The 22,966-nt window shown below is 64.8% G+C and carries 26 protein-coding genes, 1 tRNA gene and 1 rRNA gene; 15 read left to right on the forward strand and 13 right to left on the reverse strand.

Annotated elements, in window-relative coordinates; all coding sequences use genetic code 11:
* The 3 genes from KBY86_RS03910 to petB all read right to left on the reverse strand — a co-directional run.
* Positions 1-94: ribosomal RNA gene (locus KBY86_RS03910) — 16S ribosomal RNA — on the reverse strand; the annotation flags it as partial.
* A gap of 1,433 nt (positions 95-1,527) precedes the next feature.
* Positions 1,528-2,010: a cytochrome b6-f complex subunit IV gene (petD, locus tag KBY86_RS03915; protein WP_094514044.1), complete on the reverse strand. Its 483-nt coding sequence runs from the start codon at positions 2,008-2,010 to the stop codon at positions 1,528-1,530.
* 59 nt (positions 2,011-2,069) lie between these two features.
* Entirely contained in the window at positions 2,070-2,744 is a 675-nt protein-coding gene (gene petB, locus KBY86_RS03920) for a cytochrome b6 (RefSeq protein WP_094514048.1), read from the reverse strand.
* 69 nt (positions 2,745-2,813) lie between these two features.
* On the opposite strand from petB, the gene ctpZ reads away from it, so the two are divergent.
* The 3 genes from ctpZ to minC are packed head-to-tail and all read left to right on the forward strand — an operon-like array spanning position 2,814 to position 6,040.
* Positions 2,814-4,022 (forward strand): carboxyl-terminal processing protease CtpZ, encoded by a 1,209-nt coding sequence (gene ctpZ / locus KBY86_RS03925; protein WP_399221120.1) that lies wholly within the window; start codon positions 2,814-2,816, stop codon positions 4,020-4,022.
* The gene (locus tag KBY86_RS03930; RefSeq protein ID WP_255140319.1) at positions 4,023-5,294 is read left to right on the forward strand and encodes an HD domain-containing protein; all 1,272 of its coding nucleotides are present in this window, start codon (positions 4,023-4,025) and stop codon (positions 5,292-5,294) included. It begins immediately after the preceding gene.
* 23 nt (positions 5,295-5,317) lie between these two features.
* Entirely contained in the window at positions 5,318-6,040 is a 723-nt protein-coding gene (gene minC, locus KBY86_RS03935) for a septum site-determining protein MinC (RefSeq protein ID WP_255140320.1), read from the forward strand.
* Between the two features lie 53 nt (positions 6,041-6,093).
* Here the strand turns inward: minC and KBY86_RS03940 are convergent, their stop codons facing one another.
* Genes KBY86_RS03940 through KBY86_RS03950 form a run of 3 tightly spaced genes read right to left on the reverse strand, consistent with a single transcriptional unit; the run spans position 6,094 to position 8,251 of the window.
* Entirely contained in the window at positions 6,094-6,675 is a 582-nt protein-coding gene (locus KBY86_RS03940) for a chromate transporter (protein WP_255140321.1), read from the reverse strand.
* A 14-nt stretch (positions 6,676-6,689) separates the two neighbouring features.
* Positions 6,690-7,292 (reverse strand): chromate transporter, encoded by a 603-nt coding sequence (locus KBY86_RS03945; RefSeq protein WP_255140322.1) that lies wholly within the window; start codon positions 7,290-7,292, stop codon positions 6,690-6,692.
* Positions 7,292-8,251: a phospholipase D-like domain-containing protein gene (locus tag KBY86_RS03950; RefSeq protein ID WP_255140323.1), complete on the reverse strand. Its 960-nt coding sequence runs from the start codon at positions 8,249-8,251 to the stop codon at positions 7,292-7,294. The genes KBY86_RS03945 and KBY86_RS03950 overlap by 1 nt, the downstream gene beginning before the upstream one ends.
* 161 nt (positions 8,252-8,412) lie before the next feature.
* On the opposite strand from KBY86_RS03950, the gene minD reads away from it, so the two are divergent.
* The 4 genes from minD (at position 8,413) to KBY86_RS03970 (ending at position 9,974) form a co-directional block, all read left to right on the forward strand.
* On the forward strand, positions 8,413-9,231 hold the full coding sequence (gene minD, locus KBY86_RS03955; RefSeq protein WP_094514061.1) for a septum site-determining protein MinD: 819 nt from the start codon (positions 8,413-8,415) through the stop codon (positions 9,229-9,231).
* 6 nt (positions 9,232-9,237) lie between these two features.
* The gene (gene minE / locus KBY86_RS03960) at positions 9,238-9,543 is read left to right on the forward strand and encodes a cell division topological specificity factor MinE (protein WP_094514062.1); all 306 of its coding nucleotides are present in this window, start codon (positions 9,238-9,240) and stop codon (positions 9,541-9,543) included.
* Positions 9,544-9,663: 120 nt separating this feature from the next.
* A complete protein-coding gene (locus KBY86_RS03965) occupies positions 9,664-9,891 on the forward strand; it encodes a response regulator transcription factor (RefSeq protein WP_255140324.1) in 228 nt (75 codons plus the stop codon).
* 11 nt (positions 9,892-9,902) lie between these two features.
* Positions 9,903-9,974, forward strand: a tRNA-Thr gene (locus KBY86_RS03970).
* A 194-nt stretch (positions 9,975-10,168) separates the two neighbouring features.
* Here the strand turns inward: KBY86_RS03970 and KBY86_RS03975 are convergent.
* From KBY86_RS03975 to KBY86_RS03995, 5 genes are all read right to left on the reverse strand, one after another.
* The gene (locus tag KBY86_RS03975; RefSeq protein WP_198948317.1) at positions 10,169-10,327 is read right to left on the reverse strand and encodes a hypothetical protein; all 159 of its coding nucleotides are present in this window, start codon (positions 10,325-10,327) and stop codon (positions 10,169-10,171) included.
* A gap of 7 nt (positions 10,328-10,334) precedes the next feature.
* Positions 10,335-10,964 carry an L-threonylcarbamoyladenylate synthase gene (locus KBY86_RS03980; protein ID WP_255140325.1) on the reverse strand — a complete coding sequence of 210 codons (630 nt, stop codon included), beginning with the start codon at positions 10,962-10,964 and terminating at the stop codon, positions 10,335-10,337.
* Positions 10,964-11,881, reverse strand: coding sequence for a peptide chain release factor N(5)-glutamine methyltransferase (gene prmC / locus KBY86_RS03985; RefSeq protein WP_255140326.1), 918 nt, complete (start codon positions 11,879-11,881; stop codon positions 10,964-10,966). Before prmC ends, KBY86_RS03980 begins: the two co-directional genes overlap by 1 nt.
* 64 nt (positions 11,882-11,945) lie before the next feature.
* Positions 11,946-13,064 (reverse strand): DNA-processing protein DprA, encoded by a 1,119-nt coding sequence (locus KBY86_RS03990; RefSeq protein WP_255101491.1) that lies wholly within the window; start codon positions 13,062-13,064, stop codon positions 11,946-11,948.
* Between the two features lie 164 nt (positions 13,065-13,228).
* Positions 13,229-13,702, reverse strand: a complete 474-nt coding sequence (locus tag KBY86_RS03995; protein WP_255140327.1) for an acyl-CoA thioesterase — start codon at positions 13,700-13,702, stop codon at positions 13,229-13,231.
* 71 nt (positions 13,703-13,773) lie between these two features.
* Here KBY86_RS03995 and KBY86_RS04000 point away from each other — a divergent pair, with 71 nt between their 5' ends.
* On the forward strand, positions 13,774-14,625 hold the full coding sequence (locus KBY86_RS04000; protein WP_094514074.1) for a universal stress protein: 852 nt from the start codon (positions 13,774-13,776) through the stop codon (positions 14,623-14,625).
* 358 nt (positions 14,626-14,983) lie between these two features.
* Here the strand turns inward: KBY86_RS04000 and psbM are convergent, their stop codons facing one another.
* Together psbM and KBY86_RS04010 are read right to left on the reverse strand one after the other, a co-directional pair.
* The gene (gene psbM / locus KBY86_RS04005) at positions 14,984-15,091 is read right to left on the reverse strand and encodes a photosystem II reaction center protein PsbM (protein WP_094514076.1); all 108 of its coding nucleotides are present in this window, start codon (positions 15,089-15,091) and stop codon (positions 14,984-14,986) included.
* A 15-nt stretch (positions 15,092-15,106) separates the two neighbouring features.
* On the reverse strand, positions 15,107-15,592 hold the full coding sequence (locus KBY86_RS04010; protein ID WP_255140328.1) for a 2Fe-2S iron-sulfur cluster-binding protein: 486 nt from the start codon (positions 15,590-15,592) through the stop codon (positions 15,107-15,109).
* A 223-nt stretch (positions 15,593-15,815) separates the two neighbouring features.
* Between KBY86_RS04010 and psbB the strand changes: the two genes are divergently transcribed.
* From psbB to KBY86_RS04045, 7 genes are all read left to right on the forward strand, one after another.
* Positions 15,816-17,375 carry a photosystem II chlorophyll-binding protein CP47 gene (gene psbB / locus KBY86_RS04015; protein WP_094514080.1) on the forward strand — a complete coding sequence of 520 codons (1,560 nt, stop codon included), beginning with the start codon at positions 15,816-15,818 and terminating at the stop codon, positions 17,373-17,375.
* A gap of 24 nt (positions 17,376-17,399) precedes the next feature.
* A complete protein-coding gene (locus KBY86_RS04020; RefSeq protein ID WP_006042122.1) occupies positions 17,400-17,495 on the forward strand; it encodes a photosystem II reaction center protein T in 96 nt (31 codons plus the stop codon).
* Between the two features lie 148 nt (positions 17,496-17,643).
* The gene (nrdR, locus tag KBY86_RS04025; RefSeq protein ID WP_094514082.1) at positions 17,644-18,147 is read left to right on the forward strand and encodes a transcriptional regulator NrdR; all 504 of its coding nucleotides are present in this window, start codon (positions 17,644-17,646) and stop codon (positions 18,145-18,147) included.
* A gap of 98 nt (positions 18,148-18,245) precedes the next feature.
* Positions 18,246-19,307 (forward strand): 30S ribosomal protein S1, encoded by a 1,062-nt coding sequence (locus KBY86_RS04030; RefSeq protein WP_094514084.1) that lies wholly within the window; start codon positions 18,246-18,248, stop codon positions 19,305-19,307.
* 27 nt (positions 19,308-19,334) lie between these two features.
* Positions 19,335-20,123, forward strand: coding sequence for an HAD family hydrolase (locus tag KBY86_RS04035; protein ID WP_094514086.1), 789 nt, complete (start codon positions 19,335-19,337; stop codon positions 20,121-20,123).
* A gap of 60 nt (positions 20,124-20,183) precedes the next feature.
* Positions 20,184-21,458 (forward strand): methionine adenosyltransferase, encoded by a 1,275-nt coding sequence (gene metK / locus KBY86_RS04040; RefSeq protein WP_094514088.1) that lies wholly within the window; start codon positions 20,184-20,186, stop codon positions 21,456-21,458.
* 15 nt (positions 21,459-21,473) lie between these two features.
* Positions 21,474-22,763 (forward strand): FGGY-family carbohydrate kinase, encoded by a 1,290-nt coding sequence (locus KBY86_RS04045; protein ID WP_255140329.1) that lies wholly within the window; start codon positions 21,474-21,476, stop codon positions 22,761-22,763.
* Positions 22,764-22,966: the final 203 nt, after the last annotated feature.

The raw sequence follows: 22,966 nt of genomic DNA on the forward strand, positions 1-22,966 counted from the left end.
ACCCGTCCGCCACTAGCCCGAAGGCTCGTTCGACTTGCATGTGTTAAGCACGCCGCCAGCGTTCATCCTGAGCCAGGATCAAACTCTCCGTTGTATTCACTGTTCCTTTAAATCAATTCATCAAAGCTTTTAGCATTCGCTAAACTCTTAAACTCATCGATCGCAAACAATGCCGTCTACGCCCAAAATCATTAACCTCTTCAAAACCACACTCGCGTATCGCTTCTTCAAAGCTCATGCTTTCAGTCGTGACCTCCTTCCTTGGAAGGGTTCGAGAGCGCATCTACAATCAAGCAATCTTGCTTTCGCCTCATTGCTCAATGTTCAATGACTTTCCAAATCACTCAGATCCGGTCGCTTCCTCGTAAACCGAAACTTGCATCCCTATTCACATCGTGAGAACGCAAATAGAAACATCTCAGCTCACTCAGTCGCTTGTTTCTTTTTGACGGGACCTCACACCTTTGCTGCACGTTCGTCACTCCCTCCAAAGGCAGCGCTTCCGCGCTCTCCTCCTTCAGTCATGACGCAGCAAAAGCGTCAGTTCCTAAACTTTTTAGTTGTCCAGGTGCGCCTCCCCCTTCTTCAGGGTTTGGCTCTCGCGGCTTCCTCAGCCACTTTCAAAACTTACAGCATCGTCGGCTCGCGCCTCCTTCTCCGTAAGCCCTGCAGCGCTCGCCTCTCGGCTCCCGCGCAGTCCAAAAAACTAGCACACAAACTCACCCCCCCGCCTCAACCAAGGCCTCCGCCCATGGCGCGAAGCGTGCCAGCTGCTCGCTATTGCTCGCCGCAAGCACGGGAAAGTCTGTGCTCGCAAGGCTTTCGCCCGCTACTAGAGCGGTGGGACTGCGTTGCAGCCACTGCTCTCAACGAGCCTCAGGAGCCACTGCGAAACGAGCCAAACCGTCCAGTGTGAACTTTTGCAACAGTCACGCGGCTCCCTGGCTCACGGTTGCGCTGGCCGCGCGCTTGAAGCCACGAGAGAAGACAGCAGGTGCCACACGAAGGCAACGACTCCGCTCAGACCTCTCCAGCGCACGCCCTCCTGGCAGAGCTGAGAGAAGCCGGTTCGCACCAGAGGCCGAGCACAAGCTCTTCGGAGGTAGCCGTTCCAAGCCCCATCGCATTCCAGCTTCCAATCCCCGCTCCGCTACTCCGGTTCTCACCACCCGGGGGCCGGCTTGCTGATCGCGACGGACGGATAAGGCCCAGAAGCCCGCAGCCATAGGGAGGGCCAGTGTGCTCAGGAAGGTGCGTTCAAAGCCGTGAGCAGACTTAGCCTCAATCGGACCTCTGCCCCTGGGAGGCCTTCGAGCAGCAGAGTGTGGCTGTCACTACAGACGCGCTACCGAGAGGCAAACCCATGTCTGCCCAGGCCAGAGCAAAACCGAGGCAACAGAGGCGATAGCAGTTGCTGGCCTGCCTCAAGAGAGAAGAAGGCCCAGGACCTGCCAGCGGACCGTTCTCCCATAAAAAAGCCGCGGCTGGTGCCGCGGCGGGGGAGTATTGGCTGAGCTCGGAAGAGGCTCAGAACAGACCAAGGGTGAGGGACTTGTCAATCGGCATGGCGGCACCGATGCCCAGGTAAATCGTGAAAGCAGTACCAAAAAGGAAGGCACCCATGGCCACAGGGCGGCGGAAGGGGTTCTGGAACTTGTTGAAGCTCTCAATAAAAGGAATGAGCATCAAGCCGAGGGGCACCATCGTTTGAAGAGCGATGCCGAGCAGCTTGTTGGGGACAACCCTCAGAATCTGGAAGACGGGATAGAGGTACCACTCGGGGAGAATTTCCAGAGGAGTGGCAAATGGATCGGCTTTGTCGCCCAGCATGGCTGGATCGAGGACAGCGAGCCCAACAACGCACGCGATGGTGCCAAGGATCACCACTGGGAAGATGTAGAGGAGATCGTTGGGCCAAGCGGGCTCTCCGTAGTAGTTGTGCCCCATGCCCTTGGCGAGCTTGGCGCGGAGCTTGGGATCGCTCAGATCAGGCTTCTTGAGGATGTGCATGGAGGGGACCTAGTGAGGGCGGCGGAAAGCAGAGAGCAGGGGCAAGAAACAGGCAGAGATCACAAGGGACCGGAAATGCCTTGCTTACGGATCATCAGGAAGTGCATGAGCATGAAGACCGCAAGCAGCCAGGGCATCACGAAGGTGTGAAGGCTGTAGAAGCGGGTAAGAGTGGACTGACCGACGCTTTCACCACCACGGAGCAGCTCAACCATGAAGTCGCCAACCACAGGGACGGCGGCAGGAACACCGGAAACAATCTTGACGGCCCAATAACCCACCTGATCCCAAGGGAGGGAATAGCCGGTGACCCCGAAAGAAACTGTGATGACAGCCATGGTGACGCCGGTGATCCAGGTGAGCTCACGGGGACGCTTGAAGCCGCCAGTGAGATACACGCGGAACACGTGAAGAATGAGCATCAGCACCATCATGCTGGCGCTCCAGCGATGCACTGAGCGGATCAGCCAACCGAAGCTGACATCCGTCATGAGGTACTGAACCGAGGCATACGCCTCAGCGACGGTGGGCTTGTAATAGAAGGTCATCGCGAAGCCGGTGGCAAACTGGATCAGAAAGCACACCAGGGTGATGCCGCCGAGGCAATAGAAAATGTTGACGTGGGGCGGCACGTATTTGGAGGAGATATCGTCTGCGATCGCCTGGATCTCCAGACGCTCCTCAAACCAGTCGTACACAGGGGACGACTTGGCAGCCGGAGACGAGTTCGCCATGCAGCAGGGGACGGTGGGTTGCGAGAGTCTACCGATTGCCGTGGACCGGTCGTGATTGCTGGCAGGCCTCTGAAACAGAGGGCATGGGCCTTGGTGTCGGCGGCCTCTTTGGCCCTGATTCTGCTGGGGTGTCCGCCCCCCGTGCAGGCCCTCAACGACGCGCAGCAACTGGTGGTGGAGGCCTGGCGCCTCGTGAACCAGAGCTATGTGGACCCCGAGCGCTTCGAGGCTGTGCACTGGCGCCAGTTGCGCCAGCAGGCCCTTGAACAGAGGATCGAAAGCAGTGGTGAGGCCTACGACGCCATCGCCGCCATGCTGGCCCCGCTGGGTGACCCCTACACACGGTTCCTCAGCCCATCTGACTACGCCGCTCTTCGTTCAAGCACCAAGGGGAGCGTCAGCGGGGTGGGCCTGCAGCTTGGGACGGTGGGCAACGACCAGACCATCGTGGTGATTGCGCCCCTGGATGGCTCACCGGCTGCCGAGGCGGCCATCGGCAGCGGCAGTGCACTGCTTGAAGTGGAGGGGCAAAGCTGCGCCTCACTCGGTCTGGAGGCCACAGCGGCACGGCTGCGGGGACCGGCTGGAAGCCGGGTTCAGCTGCTGGTGCGCTCACCCGAAGGCGTGGAACGGCAGCTGCTGCTGGAACGCAGAACCGTTGACCTGCAACCCGTGCGGCAGCGCGAGTTCAATGCGCAGGGCCACCGGCTTGGGTACCTGCGCATCAGCCAGTTCAGCGAGCAGGTGCCCGAACAGGTGCGCGACACCCTCACTGCCTTCGACAGCCATGGCGTGGAAGGGCTTGTGCTGGACCTGCGCAACAACTCCGGCGGACTGGTGGATGCCGGAGTTGCCGTAGCCGGCGCCTTGCTGGATGGCCAGCGGATCGTGGAAACCCGCACCCGCAGCGGCCTGAGCGAAGAGAGGCAGGCCCCTCCCGGCCAACTGTTCCGCGGGCCGATGCTCACGCTGGTGAATGGCGGCACAGCCAGTGCCAGTGAGATCCTGGCCGGGGCTCTCCAGGACGATGGACGTTCGGAGCTGTTGGGTAGCCGCACCTTCGGGAAAGGGCTGATTCAGACACTGATCGGGCTGGGCGACGGCAGTGGCCTCACGGTGACCGTGGCCCGCTACGTGACCCCCAGCGGCCGCGACATCCAAAGCCTGGGCATCACCCCCGATCAGCCCCTGCCCGAGCCGGAACCGCTCAACCCCGGCGGAGAGGACGACACCTGGCTGGCGGAAGCGGCCGCGACGCTCGCCGGGGAGTTGGCCTGAATGAAACGCACCCGCACGTATCACGATCCCCTGCATGGGGCCATTCGCCTCGACCGTGACAATCCAGCCGAAGCGCTGGCCATGGAACTGGTCGATACCGTGCCGTTTCAACGGCTGCGCCGCATCCGCCAGCTGGGGCCCGCCTTTCTGACCTTCCACGGAGCTGAATCCAGCCGCTTCACCCATTCCCTCGGGGTGCTCCATCTGGTCCGTCGCGCCCTGGCGGAACTCACTCCCCAGGCTCCCGATCTGCTCGAAGCCCAGGGCGTTCTGTATGCCGCGGCCCTGCTGCACGACGTGGGCCATGGCCCGCTCAGCCACTCGGGCGAGGAGATGTATGGGTTAAGGCACGAGCGCTGGTCGGCCCGGCTGGTGCGCGAGCACCCGGATCTGCGCGGCCCGATGGAGCAGTTCGCTCCCGGCACCGCCGAGGCTGTGGCCAGCCTGCTGGAAGAGGGCAGCCATCCGCATCCCTCGATCGCGGCGCTGGTGAGCAGCCAGCTCGACTGTGACCGCCTCGACTACCTGCTGCGGGACAGCCACAGCACCGGAACCTGCTTCGGACAGCTGGACCTCGACCGCCTGCTGGCCGCCCTGACCCTGGCCCCCGACCGCAGCCTTGCCATCCATCCCAAAGGCCTGATGGCAGTGGAGCACTACCTAGTGGTGCGCAATCTGATGCACCGCAGCGTCTACAACCACCGCCTCAACGTGGTCTGCAACTGGCTGCTGCGGCAGCTGATCCTGGCCGCCCGCGACGCTCGCCCCGATCAGGTGTTTGCCGATGCGGTGATGGCCCGCTGGCTGTGGGAACCGGCGGCGCTGGATGTCTCCACCTATCTGGCCAACGATGACGTACGCACCGGGTACCACCTGCTCCGCTGGGTCGAGGACGGACCTGAGCCCCTGCGGCAGCTGAGCGCTCGCCTGCTGGAGCGCAGGCTGTTGAAGGCCCTTGACGTGAGCGCCCTGCCAGCGCAGGGCCGGTTGGAGCTGCTGGCACTGGCCCAGCGCCACGCTGCCGCCGCCGGCCTCGACCCACGGGTGTGTTGCGGGCTCGATCAGCGCCAGAGCCGTGGGTATCACCCATACAAAGGTGGGCTGCGGCTATGGGACGGTCACACGCTCGAAGCGCTTGAGGAGCGATCGCCATTGGTGAGCAGCCTGGTCAAACCGGTGGAGCTGTGTTGGCTGATCCATCCGGCTGAGGTCAACGCGCAGCTGAGGCAAGCGCTCCGGCAGCGATCGGCTGAATCGAGACCTCCTGGGTAAGTTGTCCTCCTTCGCCCGCACCGATGGCTGCCGTTCTGATTGCGGCTTCAGCGCCCGGCCTCGCCCATCAGATGCTGCTGCCGGCCTCCCCTGACGGAGCAGCCACTGCCTTTCAGAACGTGCGCCTCGCTCTGGGGCACAGACCACCGCAGGGGCCGGTGGTGCTGCAGAGCGGAACCTGGCAGCTGGATCTGCCCCAGCTGCGCGAGCTCCAGCGGTTGTTCCGCAGCCATGGCCTGAAGCTTTGCATGGTGGAGGGGCGGTGCGAGGAAACGCTGGTGGCGGCGGCGGCGATCGGACTTGCCGTTGTCTCCAGCCGCAGCTCGGAAGAGGGGTCAGGCGCGGCGGGGAACAGCGACAGCCAGGCGAGCGGCACCGTCGCAGGGCTGCCCGGCAGCGACGGACTCAGCCTGCATCGCGGCACGCTGCGCGCCGGGGACCACGTGGAGGTGGGGGGATCGCTGCTGGTGCTGGGGGATGTGAACCCGGGCGCCCGTGTACGCGCCGCGGGTCATGTGCTCGTGTGGGGACGGCTGCGGGGCATTGCCCATGCGGGCTGCGAAGGGGATGCAAACGCCAGGATCGTGGCCTTGCACCTGCGGCCTCTGCAGTTGCGGATCGCCGATGCCGTGGCCCGCGGGCCCGAAGATCAACCACCGCTGGGCTTCTGCGAGCAGGCCACGCTGGTGGCAGGAAGCATTCGGATCGATCCGGCGGAACCGTTCTGGCCGGTGACGGAGGCCTGAAGATCGCTTGGCTGGCATGTGTTCGGCGACAGCACTGACGAACAGCACGCTCATCAGCGGTTGATGATCCCCAGCCCGCCCAAAAGGCCCGCCACCCCCATGAACCACAGCGGCGAAAGCCGCGTGCGCAGCATGAGGAAGCACACCACAATCGAAACGAGATAACCCGGAACCCCGTGGTTGGCCGTGTTGAGGATCTTGAAGCCCACCACGAAGAGAATGCCCAGGGTGATCGGCCCAAGACCGCGCTCAAATGCCACCCGCCAGGGGGAATGCTCCAGGCGTTTCCAGCTGAGGCAGGCGACCACCATCAGCAGCGTGGATGGAACGAGAATGGCCAGTTCAGCGGCGTAGGCACTCACGAGCGCCATCCATGGCCCTTCCTTCCAGGCCGCCCCCATGCCCAGCAACCCCACAATCATTGAGCTGGGGCCCGGGGCCGCCTCCGCCAGCGCGTAGATATCCGAGAACTGGGAATCGGTGAGCCAGCAGAACTGCTCCACACTGATGTGGTGATACTCCGCCAGCAGGGTGTTGCCGCCTCCCAGCGAAAACAACGAAAGAGAAAGGAAGGTCCAGATCAGTTGAAGGAAGTCACCCAGCTGAGTGGTGGGAGGGGTCGCGCAGGAAAGCAAGACCAACGGCGAGCTCATGACGGCTCCTGGGCGCTGCTGCGGGGCCAGTACCAGACCATGGCCAGTGGACCCGCCACCAGCACCATCGGAATCAGCCGCACATGGAACACGGCCATCGCCACAAAGGTGAGCGCAGCCAGTAGCAGGGCAACCCGATCTCGCCAGTAGGTGTGCAGGATCTTGAAGCCCATCGACAGGGCCATGCCGGCCGCCGCTGCAACGACCCCGGCCAGCACCCGATCCACGGCCGGGATCTCATGCGCCTGGAAATACACGAGGCCGAGCAGCATCAGCAGCGTGAATGGCACCACCAACATGCCGGCAAGAGCCACCAGCGCTCCGACGAGCCCGTGAAAACTGGCGCCGATGTAAACGGCCATGTTGATCTGGTTGGGCCCGGGGAACAGGCGCGCCACGGTGAGGCCGGTGAGGAAGTCCTGGTCGGACATCCAGCGGCGCTGCTCCACCACGATGCGCTGGCTCCAGGCCGAAAGGCCACCGCCAAAGGAGGAGAGCGCGACCTGCAGCATGCCGATGAACAGCTGACGGAGGCCGGGGGGTGGCGCCAGCCCGGCAGGGCACGGAATCGGGTGCGGTTCGGGAGCAGACGCAGGCATCAATCGTGCACGAAGTGGGGATCAGGGGGGAGTTCACCCAGTTCGTGCAGGCTTGGATTGAGCGGGTCGGGGGCGGCATAGGGGCTGGCCTGCTCCCAGTCGGCTGCGAACGTGGCCTTGAGCCGTTCCACCACGGCCGGGGCATCACACTCGATGCCCAACTCCCGGCGCAGATCGAAGGCGCTGCGGTCGATGTTCATGGATCCGGTCTGGGCGGCAATACCATCCATGAGGATCAGCTTGGCGTGCAGCTTGAGATGTTTCTGCCGCCGCACCTTCACACCGAAGCGTTGCATCACCCGCAGCGATGAGAAGGTGTCATAAATGTCCCAGTCACTGATGCCGTGCTTTCCTCCGCAGAGCACGCGCACCTTCACCCCCCTTTCGCGGGCCGAAATGATCCGATCGAGGATCACCGCATCCACGAACTTGGGATGCTGGATCCACAGCGTGTCGTTGGCAGCATCCACGATCCGCGCCATCTGGCCGCGGCTGTGCAGACTGCTCCACAGCAGGCCGACCGCCAGATCAGGGGAGAAGAAGGTGCGGTTCCAGTCGGCCTCGAAGCCAGCAATCACCTGCTCCACCACAGCTTTGGCACAGCTCACCACGCCATAGTCGCGCGTCTGGGTGAAGTACTTGTCACTCAGGTTGAAGGTGGCGATCAGGGCCTGCTCGCGGTCCACCACCATCGATTTCTCGTGGGTCACAGGGAAGGCTTCGCTCGTCCAGTTCACCTCCATGCCCCAGTCACACAGGCGCTGGTAGGCGGCATCGTTCCAACGATCGCCGCCGGAAGTGTGAGGATTGAGCATCACCCGCACCTGCACACCACGTTGATGGGCCCGCAGCAAGGCCGCTTCCACCGCTTCCGATTCCAGCTTGAACTGCTTCAGCAGCAGTTGCTCCCTGGCCCCTTCAATGAGCGCCACCACCGCTTCAGCGCCGTCGTCGGGCATGACCAGAAGCCTCTGGTGATGGGGGAGCGGATCCGGCATCGGACAGGTGACAGCACGTGCACCGTTTTACTGGGCTCAGGAGCGTCTCGCCCGCAGCAGCAACGGGTACGGAGGGTGCCGACCACAAGTGGACGTAACCTGCAGGCATCCCTGGCAGCGCCGTGACCTCCGCCTCGAGCCGCACGATCCTCATCTGCTCCGGCAAGGGGGGGGTCGGCAAGACCACCCTCACCGCCAACCTCGGCATCGCCCTGGCCAAACAAGGCGCCAGAACCGCCGTGTTGGATGCCGATTTCGGTCTGCGCAATCTGGATCTGCTGCTCGGCCTCGAAAACCGGATCGTCTACACGGCGCAGGAAGTGCTCGCGGAAACCTGCCGCCTGGAGCAGGCGCTGGTGAAGCACAAGCAGGAGCCGAATTTATCGCTGCTGCCCGCAGGCAACCCACGCATGCTCGAGTGGCTTACGCCCGACGACATGAAGAAGATCGTGGCCATGCTGGAGGAGCGCTTTGATTTCGTACTGATCGACTGCCCGGCCGGCATTGAGGACGGCTTCAAGAATGCGGCGGCCGCCTCCCGCGAAGCCCTGATCGTGACCACTCCGGAAGTGTCCGCGGTGCGGGACGCTGACCGGGTGATCGGCCTGCTGCAGACGCGGGAAATCCAGCCGGTGCAGCTGGTGCTGAACCGGGTGCGGCCAAAGATGATGGCCAATCAGGAGATGCTGGCCGTCGACGACGTGACCGACATCCTCGCCCTGCCGCTGGTGGGCCTGGTGCTGGAGGACGAGCAGGTGATCGTGTCGACCAACCGCGGCGAACCGCTCACCCTCAATGGCAGCCGCTCCCCCGCAGGCCAGGCCTACATGAACGTGGCCAGGCGCCTGCGGGGCGAGGACGTTCCACTGGTGGATCCCACCAAGAAAGCACCAGGGCTGAGGGCCAAGATCGGCCGCTTGATGCAAACCAAGATCTTCTGATCACCGATGACGCTCCGCGAACTCATCGACAAGCTGCTTGGACGTCAACCGGCCAGCGCTGCCACCGCCAAGCAGAGGCTGCAGTTGGTGCTGGCTCACGATCGCAGTGATCTGAATCCTGAATTGCTGGAGCAGATGCGCCGGGAAATCCTTGAAGTGGTGTCGCGCTACGTGGAAATCGATCTGGAGGAAGGTGATGTGAGCCTGGAAACCGAAGACCGCGTGACTGCTCTGGTGGCCAACCTGCCGATCAAGCGGGCCCGCCCCACACCGTTACCTCCACCGCCTGGCACGGCTGCCGCCTCCGCCTGAGCAAGCCAGCGGCTTCAGCCGCTGGCCATGGGCTACGCCGGCGTGAAGTGGGAACCAGGGCCAGCAACGAGGGCGAAGCTGCGGTTGCGTGGGAACCCTGGCATGAGCCCCACTTCAGCGATGGATCCCTTGCCTGCCACCAGCGAAGCCACACTGACTTCACCCGTGCTCACCCCTGCCGAGAGGCGCGTGCTGCACATGTTGAAAGATGGGAGAAGCAACAAAGGCATTGCCGCCGCCCTTACCTTGAGCCACCGCACCGTGGAAAGCCACGTGTCGCACTTGCTGGCAAAAACCGGCTGCAACAACCGGAGCCAACTGCTGCTGTGGGCTCTGGGGGAGAGATAAGCTCAACGCGTGCCGGCTTAGCTCAGCGGTAGAGCAGCGCTTTTGTAAAGCGAAGGCCATCGGTTCAAATCCGTTAGCCGGCTTCTCTTTGCCCTCAAGCTCACTGCTGTTGCCTTCTGGCCAGCAGGTTCCGGCGGCGTGCCGGCCTTCCCGGTGCTGTGCAACAGCATTGCTCCTTGCCGCTTGATGCTGTTTTGCTCTATGCCCTGCAGGACGTCAGCGGCTCAGGAGGCAAGACAAGCAACACACGGGGAAGCCCCTCAGCCGACGCCGTCTTTCAGGAGCGCCGGCCCGCCAGCAACCAGCCGCCAGCGATCAGCGGCAGCCAGATCCAGCCGCTCAAGGAGAGGAGCGGCGTGAAGGCGCGCAGCACCGGCTCCAGGAGTGCGTCGAATCCCGTGAGCAGGAACACGATCAGCAGGATCAGCCAGAGCATGGCGGCATCATGGCGCGCCGTTGATGGGCATCACAGCCCCACGCCGCAGCACTTCCCAGCGATCGTCCGGATGCCAGCGAAGCACCGTGCTGGCCTGGCCCTCCATCGACGGCCATGGCAGCGGAGCCAGGATCGGCAACCCGCCGAACACCGCAGCCACCTCGACAGGGGTGCGGCAAGGCGGCTCCCCTGAGCGGTTGGCGCTTGTGGTGGCCAGAGGGCCGGTGCGCCGCAGCAGATCCAAAGCCGGGGCACAGGCTGGAATGCGCAGGCCCAGGGAGATTCCCTGCTTGGGCGCACTGGGCTGCAGGGCCTCAACGATCGGGCCGCTCGCCGGCAGCACGAGGGTGACCGCGCCTGGCCAGCAGCGCGCCGCCATCTCCAGCCAGGACGGCTGCAGAGGTTGGTGCAACGCCGCAAACAACAGCTCCGGATCTGCCCCCATGAGGATGAGCGGCTTGCCTTCAGGGCGCTGCTTGAGACGCCAGATCTGGGCGGCCACAAGGGGTTGGGTGGCCAGGGCGGGAAGGGTGTCGGTGGGAAACACCGCTGCTCCGCCACCGACCAGGTGCTGAGCCAGAGCCGCTGGCCCGAGGGTGAGCGGCAGAGAGGAGCCGGAAGCAGGCAACGAATCCATCAGTGGGGAATGGGCGGACGCCGGCCCTGGGCAAAGCGGAAATGCCCTTCCAGATCCTTGTGGGCAACAACCGCTTCCAGACCGGCCGCGCTGAGCAGAGCGCACACGGCGGGGGATTGGTCGTGGTGGTACTCAAGCAGCAGCCAGCCCCCGGGGGCCAGTGCCTGGAGAGCTCCGGCGGCAATCAAGCGAACTGCATCAAGGCCATCGGCACCGCCATCGAGGGCGAGATGGGGTTCATGCCAGCGCACCACGGGATCGAGCTGGCTCACCTCGGCTGAGGGGATGTAGGGGGGATTGCTCACCACCAGATCGAGCTGCCCCCAGACGGCCTGCAGGGGGTCCCACCAGGACCCTTCCAGCTGTGCGACCCGGCCTTGGACGCGGGCGCGCTGGAGATTGTTGTGCGTGTGGTGAAGCGCCTCCGGGGAGCAATCCACTGCCCATCCCTGAGCCTCTGGGAAAGCCAGCGCCAGCGCCACTGCCAGGCAACCGGAACCGCAGCCAAGATCGGCCCAGCGGCGCGGCCAGCCGGGGGCGAGGGCGCCGGCAAGCTCCAAGGCCAGTTCCACCAGCCATTCGGTTTCCTGGCGGGGAATCAGGGCCCCGGGCCCCACAACAAGCTCCAGATCGCGCCAGGGGCATAAGCCCACCAGGTATTGAAGGGGGATGTGCTCGCTCAGATGACGGCGCCAGAGGCGCTCGATCTCGCCGAGGCTGCATCGCAGATCCACGCTGAGCTCAGGCTCAAGCCGCAGGCGATGGCGGCAGCGGCCATCCACTCCGCCGGCGAGATCCAGCAGCCAATCGAAATCTGCGGCAACTCCGCCGAGGCGAAGTTGTTCGCGGCGCCAAGGCCAGAGTTCCTTGCCGCTGAGCCGAATCGGCCGTGGGGAGCCTGTGGATGGGGTTTCCACGGGGGAGAACGCCTGTGGCGAGGCTGGAACTGCGATGGGAATGCGTTTGGGCGATGCGGAAAGGCTAAGCAAAGCTGCCGTGGGCGGGCCGCCAGTACAGCCCAGGCTCGGCGCTGATCAGCCCCGCCAACTCCAGATCCAGAAGCAGGCTGGAGAGATGCGCTGGTGGCTCTCCAAGAGACTGGCAAAGGTGCTCAAGCGAGGCCCCGCTGCCCAGTGCGGCGAGCAGATTCCGCTGCACAAACGTCAGTGCCCCCACCCGGCAAGATGGCAAGCCCGTGGCTCCCTCAGCGGAGCTCTGCGCCTGCAACAGCGGGCCGGGGCCCAGCTGGTGCACAAGATCCCCAGGCTGCAGCAACGGTGTGGCACCTTGCAGCAGCAAGCGGTTGCTGCCCTGGGCAGACACCTTGGCCGCATCGGCCGGCACCACCCAGAGCGGCAGACCCTGCTCCCAGGCCAGCGCCGCGGAATGGAGAGCGCCACTTTTGAAGGGGCACTCGATCACTACCACCGCCTTTGCTAGGGCCACCTGCAGGCGGTTGCGGGCGGCAAAATGGCCACGCTGAACCGAGGCGCCCGGGGGTTGCTCGGTGATCAGCAGCCCCCGGGCGGCCACAAACTGCTGAAGGGGCCCGTGATGGCGGGGATAAGCCCGCCTTAGCGGCGTGCCGAGCACCGCCACTGGCTTGCCATCCTGAGCCAGACACCCTCGATGGGCGGCGGCATCGATGCCATCGGCGAGGCCGCTCACCACAGGCCAGCCTGCCGCGGCAAGGGCAGCACCCACCGCCTCCGCCATCGCCAGACCGTGCAGGGAGGGGTTGCGGGTGCCCACCACAGCCACTGCCTCACGACGGCGCAGCACCGGCCATAAGGCGCCCTGCCCCTGCCAGTAGATCGCCAGGGGTGGCCGTTCCAGGGCAGTGAACGCCCGCGGATTGGCGGGATCCCCGGGAAGCAGCACCCGGCGCATCGCCGCCGGCGCCGGCTTGCCGGCGGCGACCGGATCGGCGCCGTGCCGCTGCCGATAGGCCTCCACAGCGGCCCGCAACCCTGCACCCAACCCCTGCACAGCGGCAAGATCCGCGGCCGGCGCCTTCCAGGCCTCTTCCAGAGAGCCGAACCGCTGCTCCAGCCCCTCCAGCCGCCGGATTCCCAGACCCGGGCAGCCAGCCCATAGCAACCACCACCGCCGACGCCGCTCTGGCCATGGCAGCCCCATCTCAGACGTGGGATTACCAGAAACGAAGCCCTTGGGCCATGGGCTCCGCACAGCGCCAGAGCCCCGAGGAAAGCTGACGGCAACAAGCTCTCCCATTCCGCCGACAAAAGTTCAGTACGCTTGTACTATGACATGGCGGTCCGAGGGCCCCGCCGCAGGGCTGCCAGCGCCTCCGCCAGATCGGCGGGCGGTTGGCGTCGCAGCCGCCGCTGTGGAACCCCCCCGGCCGGATGGGGCCTGGATTCCACCAGCACAAGCTCCACCCGCGCGGTGGCAGCCACATGCCCTTCCATGCCCACGAACCTGCTGCACCAGGGCAGTCGCAGCCCCTGCGGATCACCCACCATGCTCTCGATGTCCACGCAGTCGCCGTGCTGGAGCGGGCGGCGGTAGTCGATGGTGAGCGAAACCACCGGCAGCTCAAGGCCCCGGTCGGAGAGCACCCGGTAGGGCAAGCCCACCGCGGCCAGCGCCTCCACTCGCGCCTCCTCCAACCAGCGGAGGTAGGCCCCGTGCCACATCACACCTGCGTGATCCGTGTGCTGAGGCAACACGCGCCGGGTCAGACGCCAGGGCCAGGTCGGATCACGATCGTCCATTACGACCTCGACAGGGCGGAGCTGCTGGCCCCGGAGGCGGCCATAGGCTGATTTTGAACCGTGACGCCCCCGTGTTTCGCAACCTTCTGATCGCCGATTCCGGCAAAGGTCATGTGGAGGAAATGGTGCGCATGCTGCGCGACCTCCCGGCCTTCCGGCAGGCACGGCTCAACCTGCTCCATGTGGTGCCCGAGCAGTCGGGGGAAACCGTGCAGGAGCACTGGCAGCGTGCCGGCGGGTTGATGGCGGAGGCCGTTCAACGCCTGGGCCTCAATCCCACCGATGTGAACACGATCATCCGTCAGGGGGATGCCAAGCAGACTGTGCTGAAGGTGGCCGATGAGCTGGATGCCGACTTGATCGTGATGGGGTCGCGCGGCCTTGGACGGCTGCAGTCGATCCTGGGCAACAGCTCGAGCCAATACGTCTTCCAGCTGTCCACGCGGCCCATGCTGCTGGTCCGCGACGACCTTTACGTCCGGCATGTCAACAGGGTGATGGTGACCATCGATGGCACCGGCGTGGGCGATGACGCCCTCAAGATCGCCTGTGAGCTGGTGAAGGAGATTCCCGGGGGCACCCTCACCGGTGTGCACGTGAGCCGCCAGCAACTGGCTCCCAGCCGAGGCGGAAAAACCCCGGCAGACGAGGTGCTGGAGAAGGCCAAGCAGCGCGCGCGCAGCTTTGGCGTGGAGCTCAAGGGGGTGCACCGCGATGGCAACGATGTGGGCCGGGAAGTGTGCGCAGCAGCCAAGGAGATCGAGGCCGATCTGCTGGTGATTGCCTCTCAGGATCGTCGCCCGCTGGTGGCCAAGGCACTGGTGGACATCGATCGGCTGCTCGGGACCTCGGTAAGCGACTTCATCCGGGTGCACGCTCCCGCGCCGGTGCTGCTGGTGCGCGAACCCGAACGCCGCGCCTGAATCCGAAAGCTCTGGCCCGTTTCAGCCGGAGCCGGTGGTGCAGTTGTCAGGGAATGGCGTAAAGGCAGTTGCGTTCGTGCAGTTGCGTGCAGGCAGCTGGCTTCACGGCCTGAAGAACGACCACCTGACTGGATCTCTAGCAAGCAGAACCAACGGCCAGCTCTGGGGAAAACCATTCCTGCGGCAAAAGGCGTGAGCAAACCACTGGGTTGCGCTCATGCGTTGCGCTCACCTTGCCCGAAAGCTGTGAGCGGAGGGAGCGATGCAGGCGGACGAAAACACGGGTTTCTCTCTGCCAGAAAATCACCCCAGGGCAAACCTGAGGTTGCTCTGGGGTGAAAAAGCGCCAGCTGCGGGCTCAGCCTTGCTGGCGGCTGTTGGTCTGGATGTAGAGGATGATCAGGAAAATGGCCGGGACCAGCACGAACAACAGGCTGGCCACGAAACCGAGATCGTTGGTTTCCATCAAGGCATGGAGGACTCAGCGGACCGTATCACCATTGCCAGACGCTTCAGGAAGCCCTTCACCCGTCGTTGCGGTCGTGGCGCCCTCGTCCTCGTCGTCCAACGGCGCTTCCACCACGGGCCAGCTGGTGGGGCCCTCCGGCAGCGGCTGCTGATGGGCCTCCGCAAGCAGCTGGTCACCGTCCGGCAAGGCGACCTGGGGGCGGGTCACCACGATCAGCGAGCGCTGCACCAGCGCCTGGCAAGCCAGGCGCCAGTTCCCAGGACGCTTGAGCAGCTTCCGCTCCTCCACAGCGGTGCGTGGGGAGAGGGCGGCCGCAGACGTTGCCGGCTCCTCAACCGCCACAAAACAGGTGATGCACTGGCCGCAGCCGCCGCAATTGCCCAATTTCCCCTTCAGGCCATAGATCTCCACCCCTTCGCGCAGGGCCACCTCCCGCAGGTTTTCGCCGGGATAACAGCTGACATCACGGCCTTCACGAACAAAGCGGATCACGGGCATGGAGGAACGGCTCAAACCACGCCATTGTGCTCCCAAGGTTGCGAAATGTAACTGCACCATCGCGACAGGGCCAGACCCCGTATCACGGCTCGTTTCAGCTCCCTTGGTGGCCTCTCCGCAACGGAAGGAAACCCTTACGATCGCCAGCACGGAACGATCCATCTGATCGTCCGCTGCTCGGGTCACACCCTTGCAGCCGTTTGTTTCCCCGGACCTAACCCCCATGGGATTGCCCTGGTATCGGGTGCACACGGTCGTGATCAACGACCCGGGCCGCCTTCTGGCCGTGCACCTCATGCACACCGCTCTTGTTGCCGGCTGGGCCGGCTCCATGGCGCTTTACGAGCTCGCCATCTTCGATCCCTCCGACCCGGTGCTCAACCCCATGTGGCGCCAGGGCATGTTTGTGATGCCCTTCATGGCCCGCCTCGGGGTCACAGGCAGCTGGGGAGGCTGGAGCATCACCGGTGAAACCGGTGTCGACCCTGGCTTCTGGAGCTTCGAAGGCGTAGCCGCCGCTCACATCATTTTCAGTGGCCTGCTGTTCCTTGCCGCCATCTGGCACTGGACCTACTGGGATCTTGAGATCTGGCAGGACCCTCGCACCGGCGAGCCCGCCCTGGATCTGCCCAAGATCTTCGGCATCCACCTCCTGCTGGCCGGCCTCGGTTGCTTCGGCTTCGGAGCCTTTCACCTCACAGGCGTCTTCGGCCCTGGAATGTGGGTATCCGATGCCTACGGCCTCACCGGGCACCTTGAGCCCGTTCAGCCCTCATGGGGGCCCGAAGGATTCAACCCCTTCAACCCCGGTGGAATCGTGGCTCACCACATCGCCGCCGGCATCGTTGGGATCATCGCCGGCATCTTCCACATCACCACGCGCCCCCCGGAGCGTCTTTACAAGGCTCTGCGGATGGGCAACATCGAAACGGTGCTCGCCAGCGCGATCGCAGCCGTTTTCTTTGCAGCCTTCATCGTGGCTGGCACGATGTGGTATGGCTCTGCGGCCACCCCAGTCGAGTTGTTCGGTCCCACCCGCTACCAGTGGGATCAGGGCTACTTCAAAACCGAGATCAACCGGCGCGTGGCCACGGCCATGGAGGCCGGAGCCAGCAAGAAGGAGGCTTACGCCTCCATCCCTGAGAAGCTTGCCTTCTTTGACTACGTCGGCAACAGTCCTGCCAAGGGAGGTCTGTTCCGCGTCGGCCCGATGGTGAACGGTGACGGCCTGCCCACCAGCTGGCTGGGTCATATCAGCTTCACCGACAAAGAAGGGCGCGATCTCCAGGTTCGCCGTCTGCCCAACTTCTTCGAGAACTTCCCCGTGGTCCTTGAAGACAGCACAGGCATTGTGCGGGCTGACATCCCCTTCCGCCGCGCCGAAGCGAAGTACTCCTTCGAGCAGACCGGCGTCACCGCCACCGTCTACGGCGGTGCTCTCGACGGTCAGACCTTCACCGACCCTGCAGACGTGAAGCGCCTGGCACGCAAGGCCCAGCTGGGTGAAGCCTTCGAATTCGATCGCGACACCTATCACTCCGATGGCACCTTCCGCAGCTCCCCCCGCGGCTGGTTCACCTTCGGGCACGCCACCTTCGCGCTGCTCTTCTTCTTCGGCCACATCTGGCACGGGGCTCGCACCCTCTACCGCGATGTGTTCGCAGGCATCGATCCTGATCTTGGCGAGCAGGTCGAATTCGGCCTCTTCCAGAAACTCGGTGACCGCTCCACCCGTCGGATCCCCGAGGGCTTCGTGCCCCCGGCCGGCAGCACGCTCAGCTGATCGTCCCTTCGCCCGAGAACCTCGATGGAGAGCTTCGCCTACATCCTGATCCTGACCCTGGCGATCGCCACCCTGTTCTTCGCCATCGCCTTCCGCGATCCCCCGAAGATCGGCAAGTGATCCCTGTCCAGCTCTGCCCCCGCCCCGGCGGGGGCTTTTTCATGCCGACGGGCCGGAGAGAGAGGGGGGAAACCTGAGGGCGAGAACCCTTTTCATTGAATGAATGTCTGCTTACAATTGATAAGCGCAACTTGCGGCGAAAAAAGGGATGCAATGTCCCTCCTGCCAACACACCGACAGCCGGGTCCTCGAATCCCGATCCGCAGATGGAGGCAGGAGTGTGCGCCGTCGCAGAGAGTGCCTCAACTGCGAAGCCCGCTTCACCACCTACGAGAGGGTTGAAACGGTTCCGGTCACCGTGGTGAAGCGCAACGGCCAGCGGGAGCTGTTCAGCCGCGAGAAGCTGCTGCACGGCCTGATCCGCGCTTGCGAAAAAACCGGCCTGGAGCCAGCCCGGTTGGAAACCGTGATCGACGAGATCGAGCTGCAACTCCAGCAACGCGGCGGTCGTGAGGTCAGCAGTGCCGAGATCGGCGAGCTCGTGCTCCAGCAGCTCGGCGAGATGAGTGAAGTGGCCTACGTGCGCTTCGCCTCGGTGTATCGCCAGTTCCAGGGGATCAGCGATTTCGTTTCCGCCCTCGAAGGGCTGAGCCGGCGTCCCGCCAAGCGCCGCAACGACGGATCCAGCCCGGCACTGGCCATCTTGAACTGACGGTCGCGCCGATTCGTATAGTCGGAGATTGGGTTTGCGCTGTCGGCGGGCAGCCAGGCCGAACCTTCGCTCTGCCACAGGCAGACCGCCACTCCTTCATGACCGTGACCCCTTCCGACATCAGCAGCGCCGAGGCCGACCTCGAACTCATCGACACCATCGCCGCTGATCTGGACCTCGACATTCCGGAAGAGGTTCCCACCGCTGACGACCCCTCGAGCCGGGCTGCAAGCCGCGACGCCGATGGGGCCGGTTTCACCCTGGAGGAGTTCGCCTCTCTTCTCAGCAAGTACGACTACAACTTCAAACCCGGCGACGTGGTGAACGGCACTGTGTTCGCCATGGAGCCAAAGGGCGCCATGATCGACATCGGCGCCAAGACGGCTGCCTTCATGCCTCTCCAGGAGGTCTCGATCAACCGCGTCGAGAACCTCAGCGACGTGCTGGAGCCCGGTGAGGTTCGCGAATTCTTCATCCTCAGCGAGGAGAACGAAGACGGCCAGCTCACCCTCTCCATCCGCCGCATTGAGTACCAGCGGGCCTGGGAGCGCGTGCGTCAGCTCCAGAAGGAAGACGCCACGATCTACAGCGAAGTGTTTGCCACCAACCGTGGCGGTGCCCTGGTGCGGGTGGAAGGCCTGCGTGGCTTCATCCCCGGCAGCCACATCAGCACCCGCAAGCCGAAGGAAGATCTCGTCGCCGACTTCCTGCCCCTGAAGTTCCTGGAGGTGGACGAAGAGCGGAACCGTCTGGTGCTCAGCCATCGCCGCGCCCTGGTGGAACGCAAGATGAACCGCCTCGAGGTCGGCGAAGTGGTGATCGGCACCGTGCGTGGCATCAAGCCCTACGGCGCCTTCATCGACATCGGCGGCGTCAGCGGCCTGCTGCACATCTCCGAGATCAGCCACGAGCACATCGAAACACCCCACACGGTGCTCAATGTCAACGATCAGATGAAGGTGATGATCATCGACCTCGATGCAGAACGTGGTCGGATCTCCCTCTCCACCAAGGCGCTCGAACCCGAACCCGGTGACATGCTCACCGATCCCCAGAAGGTGTTCGACAAGGCCGAGGAGATGGCCGCCCGCTACAAGCAGATGTTGCTGGAACAGGCGGAAGAGAGTGAGCCGATGGGCGTCACCCTCGACCTCGACTGATCCACGCCTCTCCCCCCGGGTGCATCCATGGCCGTCCTGGCCCTGCGCGGTGAACCGATTGGCCAGTTGGAGGCCGTTCTGTTCGACAAGGACGGAACCCTCAGCCATAGCGAGCCATTGCTGACCAGGCTGGCCCGCACCCGCATCGATCTCTGCGAGGCACGGGTGGCGCCTGAGCGCCGCCTTGAGCTGCGTGAACTGCTGGAGCGGGCTTATGGGCTCACGGGCGATCGTCTCCACCCTGCCGGAACCACTGCGGTGGCCAGCCGCAGCCACAACCTCATCTCCACCGCCACGGTGTTCTGCCTGGTGGGACTGGGCTGGCCAGAAGCCCTCCGCCACAGCGAGGAGGTGTTCTTTTGCACCGATGCTGCGCCGGGGGAGGATCAGGCCGCTGCTGTGGCTTTGCCTACCCAGGGCCTGGAGCGGCTGCTGGCTGAGCTCGACACTGCGGGCGTGGTGATCGGGGTGATCAGCAACGATCAACCCACAGGTATCGAGCGCTTTCTGAGGGCCCATCAACTTCAGCACCACATTCGTGGCATCTGGAGTGCCGATCACAAGCCCGCCAAGCCCGACCCGGGCGCCGTGCATGGGTTCTGCAGGCAGCTCGGTGTGGAACCGGCGGCCTGCGCCCTGATCGGCGACGCCGACAGCGATCTATCCATGGCTGAGGCCGCAGGAGTTGCCGTGGCCTTGGGGTATCTCTCCGGCTGGCTCACACCACCGGCGCTCGACGCCCGCTACCCCCGCATCCACCATTGGTCGGAGCTCACTGTGCTGGAGGCACCGGGCACCAACGGATCCGCTACCTGAGTACGAACCCCTGAGGATTCAGGGAATAGGCTCACCCCTCTAGATCCCTTTTCCACCGGCATGGCGCGATACGTCTTCACGTCCGAATCGGTCACCGAAGGGCATCCCGACAAGATCTGCGACCAGATCAGCGACGCGGTGCTCGATGCCCTGCTCAGCTCCGACCCCACCAGCCGTGTGGCCTGTGAAACGGTTGTCAACACCGGGCTCTGCCTGGTGACGGGGGAGGTCACCACCAACGCGAAGGTGGATTTCACCAGCCTGGTGCGAGGGGTGATCGAACGGATCGGCTACAGCGGAGCGCGGGCCGGCGGCTTCGACGCCCACAGCTGCGCCGTTCTGATCGCTCTCGATCAGCAATCTCCCGACATCGCCCAGGGAGTCAATGAAGCCGATGACCACGATGGCGACCCGCTCGATCTGGTGGGTGCCGGCGACCAGGGAATCATGTTCGGCTTCGCCTGCGATGAAACGCCGGAGCTGATGCCGCTGCCGATCAGCCTGGCGCATCGCCTCTCCAGGCGCCTCGCCATGGTGCGCCACGAGGGGACGCTTCCTTACCTGCTTCCCGATGGCAAGACCCAGGTGAGTGTGGTGTACGAGCATGGCCGCCCCGTGGCCATCGACACCCTGCTGATCTCGACCCAGCACCTGGCGGAGATCACCTTTGCCGATGGCGCGGTGGTGAGCGACGAAACCACCCTGCGCGAGCGGATCGCCGACGACCTGTGGACGCACGTGGTGGAGCCGGCCACTGCCGATCTCTACATCCGCCCGTCCCGCAGCAGCACCCGCTTCCTGGTCAACCCCACCGGGAAATTCGTGGTGGGCGGGCCGCAGGGGGATGCCGGACTCACCGGCCGCAAGATCATCGTGGATACATATGGCGGCTCTGCCCGCCATGGCGGCGGTGCCTTCTCCGGCAAGGACCCCACCAAGGTGGACCGCTCCGCGGCCTATGCCGCCCGCTTCGTGGCCAAAAGCCTCGTGGCGGCAGGGCTTGCCCGCCGCGTGGAAGTGCAGCTGAGCTACGCGATCGGTGTGGCCCGCCCGGTGAGCATCCTGGTGGAGAGCTTCGGCTCAGGCCTGCTCGGCGATGAGGCACTCACCGCCCTGGTGCAGGAGCATTTCGACCTGCGGCCCGGGGCGATCATCGACGTCTTCGGGTTGCGCACCCTTCCCCAGGAGCGCGGTGGTCGCTTCTATCAGGACGTGGCGGCCTACGGCCACTTCGGCCGCAGCGACCTCAACCTCCCCTGGGAGAACGTTGACGCCATGGCGGCCAAGCTGAGGCAGGCCACGGCCGATCGCATTCCAGCCGGAAGCGCCGCCTGACTGGAGGCCTCCGCCATGTCGGGGGCGGGACCGCAAGCCCCGTTCTGCCTGGGGATTGACCTGGGCACCAGCGGCCTGCGCCTTGCCCTCGTCGATGCGGCAGGACTGCCGGTGGCTGCAGGCGAGCGGGCCTTGCCCTACCCACAGCCGTTTGAACAGCCCGGCGGTTGGCGCTCCGGACTGATGGCCCTGGTTCAATCCCTGCCGGCAGCCTGGCGGCAGCAGGTGGCGGCCCTCAGTGTGGATGGCACCTCCGGCACCCTGCTGGCCTGTCGCCCCGATGGTGAACCACTGGGGGAGGCGCTGTCCTATGCACTGGCCTGCCCAGAGCAAGCCGCCAGCCTGGTCGCACTGGTGCAGCCCGGATCACCGGCCCGCAGCAGCTCCGGCAGCCTGGCGAGGGCGCTGCGGCTTCTGGAGGTCCACGACGCGCTGCAGGAACCAGCCCTTCTGCTCCGCCATCAGGCCGACTGGGTGATGGGCTGGCTGCTGGGGAACTGGCGCTGGGGGGAGGAAGGCAACAATCTCAAGCTCGGCTGGCAGCTGGAACCAGGCCTCTGGGCGGGCGCCATCGGCGAGCAGCACTGGTCGGGCGCGCTGCCGGAGATCGTGGCCAGTGGCACCGCTCTGGGCCCGTTGCATGCCCCAGCGGCCGCCGCCCTGGGTCTGCCGCCTGGCTGCCTGGTGATCGCAGGCACCACCGACGCCAACGCGGCCGTGCTGGCGGCGGCACCACGGGATCACGAAGGGGTTGCCGTGCTGGGGAGCACGTTGGTGCTGAAGCAGTTCGTGGCGCACCCGATCCAGGCGGCCGGGGTGAGCTGCCATCGCGTCGCTGGGCGCTGGCTGGTGGGAGGGGCCTCGAATGCGGGCGGCGTGGTGCTGAGGCGCTTCTTCACCGATCAGCAATTGCGGCAGCTGAGCCGTCAGATCGACATACGCCGCCCCAGCGGGCTGGATCTGCTGCCGCTGCCGTCGGCGGGTGAGCGTTTCCCGGTTGACGATCCCACCCTGGAGCCGGTGCTGGAGCCCCGGCCGGTCAGCGATGTGCGGTACCTGCAGGCCCTGCTGGAGGGCCTCAGCCGTATCGAGGCACAGGGCTGGCGGAAACTTCAGGAGCTCGGCGCGCCGGCCGTGCAGCAGGTGGTGACGCTGGGGGGTGGGGCCCGCAACCCCCAGTGGTGTCAGCTGCGTGAGCAGCTGTTGGGAGTCCCGGTGCGCTGCCGACCGGGTGTGAGCTGCGCTTTCGGCTCAGCCTTGCTGGCCCAGCGAGGCTGGCGGCAATGGCTGGCTGGCCGAGGATGATGACCTTGGAACCGTCTGCCTGCCTGCGATGAACGAACGACTGCGCACCGTCATCTCCATGGGGCTGTTCGTTGTTCTGGCGGGCTATGTGGCCTTCAGCGGCGTGCGGCTGGGGCTGCTCCTCTGGCAACGCTTCGGGGCCGGCTAGAGGCGCAGGGGCGAGCAGGGCAGCCAGAATCGCGCTTCGTCCCACTCCTTTGCGC

Origin of the sequence: Synechococcus sp. Lug-A, from assembly GCF_024345655.1 — a bacterium.
In the GTDB taxonomy this organism is placed as follows: Bacteria; Cyanobacteriota; Cyanobacteriia; order PCC-6307; family Cyanobiaceae; genus MW101C3.

What these genes read in the sequence shown, in the direction of transcription:
- petD (WP_094514044.1), bottom strand. Translation starts at nt 2,010, where the DNA reads ATGCACATCCTCAAGAAGCCTGATCTGAGCGATCCCAAGCTCCGCGCC.
- petB (WP_094514048.1), bottom strand. Translation starts at nt 2,744, where the DNA reads ATGGCGAACTCGTCTCCGGCTGCCAAGTCGTCCCCTGTGTACGACTGG.
- KBY86_RS03930 (WP_255140319.1), top strand. Translation starts at nt 4,023, where the DNA reads ATGAAACGCACCCGCACGTATCACGATCCCCTGCATGGGGCCATTCGC.
- minC (WP_255140320.1), top strand. Translation starts at nt 5,318, where the DNA reads ATGGCTGCCGTTCTGATTGCGGCTTCAGCGCCCGGCCTCGCCCATCAG.
- KBY86_RS03945 (WP_255140322.1), bottom strand. Translation starts at nt 7,292, where the DNA reads ATGCCTGCGTCTGCTCCCGAACCGCACCCGATTCCGTGCCCTGCCGGG.
- KBY86_RS03950 (WP_255140323.1), bottom strand. Translation starts at nt 8,251, where the DNA reads ATGCCCGACGACGGCGCTGAAGCGGTGGTGGCGCTCATTGAAGGGGCC.
- minE (WP_094514062.1), top strand. Translation starts at nt 9,238, where the DNA reads ATGACGCTCCGCGAACTCATCGACAAGCTGCTTGGACGTCAACCGGCC.
- KBY86_RS03965 (WP_255140324.1), top strand. Translation starts at nt 9,664, where the DNA reads ATGGATCCCTTGCCTGCCACCAGCGAAGCCACACTGACTTCACCCGTG.
- KBY86_RS03975 (WP_198948317.1), bottom strand. Translation starts at nt 10,327, where the DNA reads ATGCTCTGGCTGATCCTGCTGATCGTGTTCCTGCTCACGGGATTCGAC.
- KBY86_RS03980 (WP_255140325.1), bottom strand. Translation starts at nt 10,964, where the DNA reads ATGGATTCGTTGCCTGCTTCCGGCTCCTCTCTGCCGCTCACCCTCGGG.
- KBY86_RS03995 (WP_255140327.1), bottom strand. Translation starts at nt 13,702, where the DNA reads ATGGACGATCGTGATCCGACCTGGCCCTGGCGTCTGACCCGGCGCGTG.
- psbM (WP_094514076.1), bottom strand. Translation starts at nt 15,091, where the DNA reads ATGGAAACCAACGATCTCGGTTTCGTGGCCAGCCTGTTGTTCGTGCTG.
- KBY86_RS04010 (WP_255140328.1), bottom strand. Translation starts at nt 15,592, where the DNA reads ATGCCCGTGATCCGCTTTGTTCGTGAAGGCCGTGATGTCAGCTGTTAT.
- psbB (WP_094514080.1), top strand. Translation starts at nt 15,816, where the DNA reads ATGGGATTGCCCTGGTATCGGGTGCACACGGTCGTGATCAACGACCCG.
- KBY86_RS04020 (WP_006042122.1), top strand. Translation starts at nt 17,400, where the DNA reads ATGGAGAGCTTCGCCTACATCCTGATCCTGACCCTGGCGATCGCCACC.
- nrdR (WP_094514082.1), top strand. Translation starts at nt 17,644, where the DNA reads ATGCAATGTCCCTCCTGCCAACACACCGACAGCCGGGTCCTCGAATCC.
- KBY86_RS04030 (WP_094514084.1), top strand. Translation starts at nt 18,246, where the DNA reads ATGACCGTGACCCCTTCCGACATCAGCAGCGCCGAGGCCGACCTCGAA.
- KBY86_RS04035 (WP_094514086.1), top strand. Translation starts at nt 19,335, where the DNA reads ATGGCCGTCCTGGCCCTGCGCGGTGAACCGATTGGCCAGTTGGAGGCC.
- metK (WP_094514088.1), top strand. Translation starts at nt 20,184, where the DNA reads ATGGCGCGATACGTCTTCACGTCCGAATCGGTCACCGAAGGGCATCCC.
- KBY86_RS04045 (WP_255140329.1), top strand. Translation starts at nt 21,474, where the DNA reads ATGTCGGGGGCGGGACCGCAAGCCCCGTTCTGCCTGGGGATTGACCTG.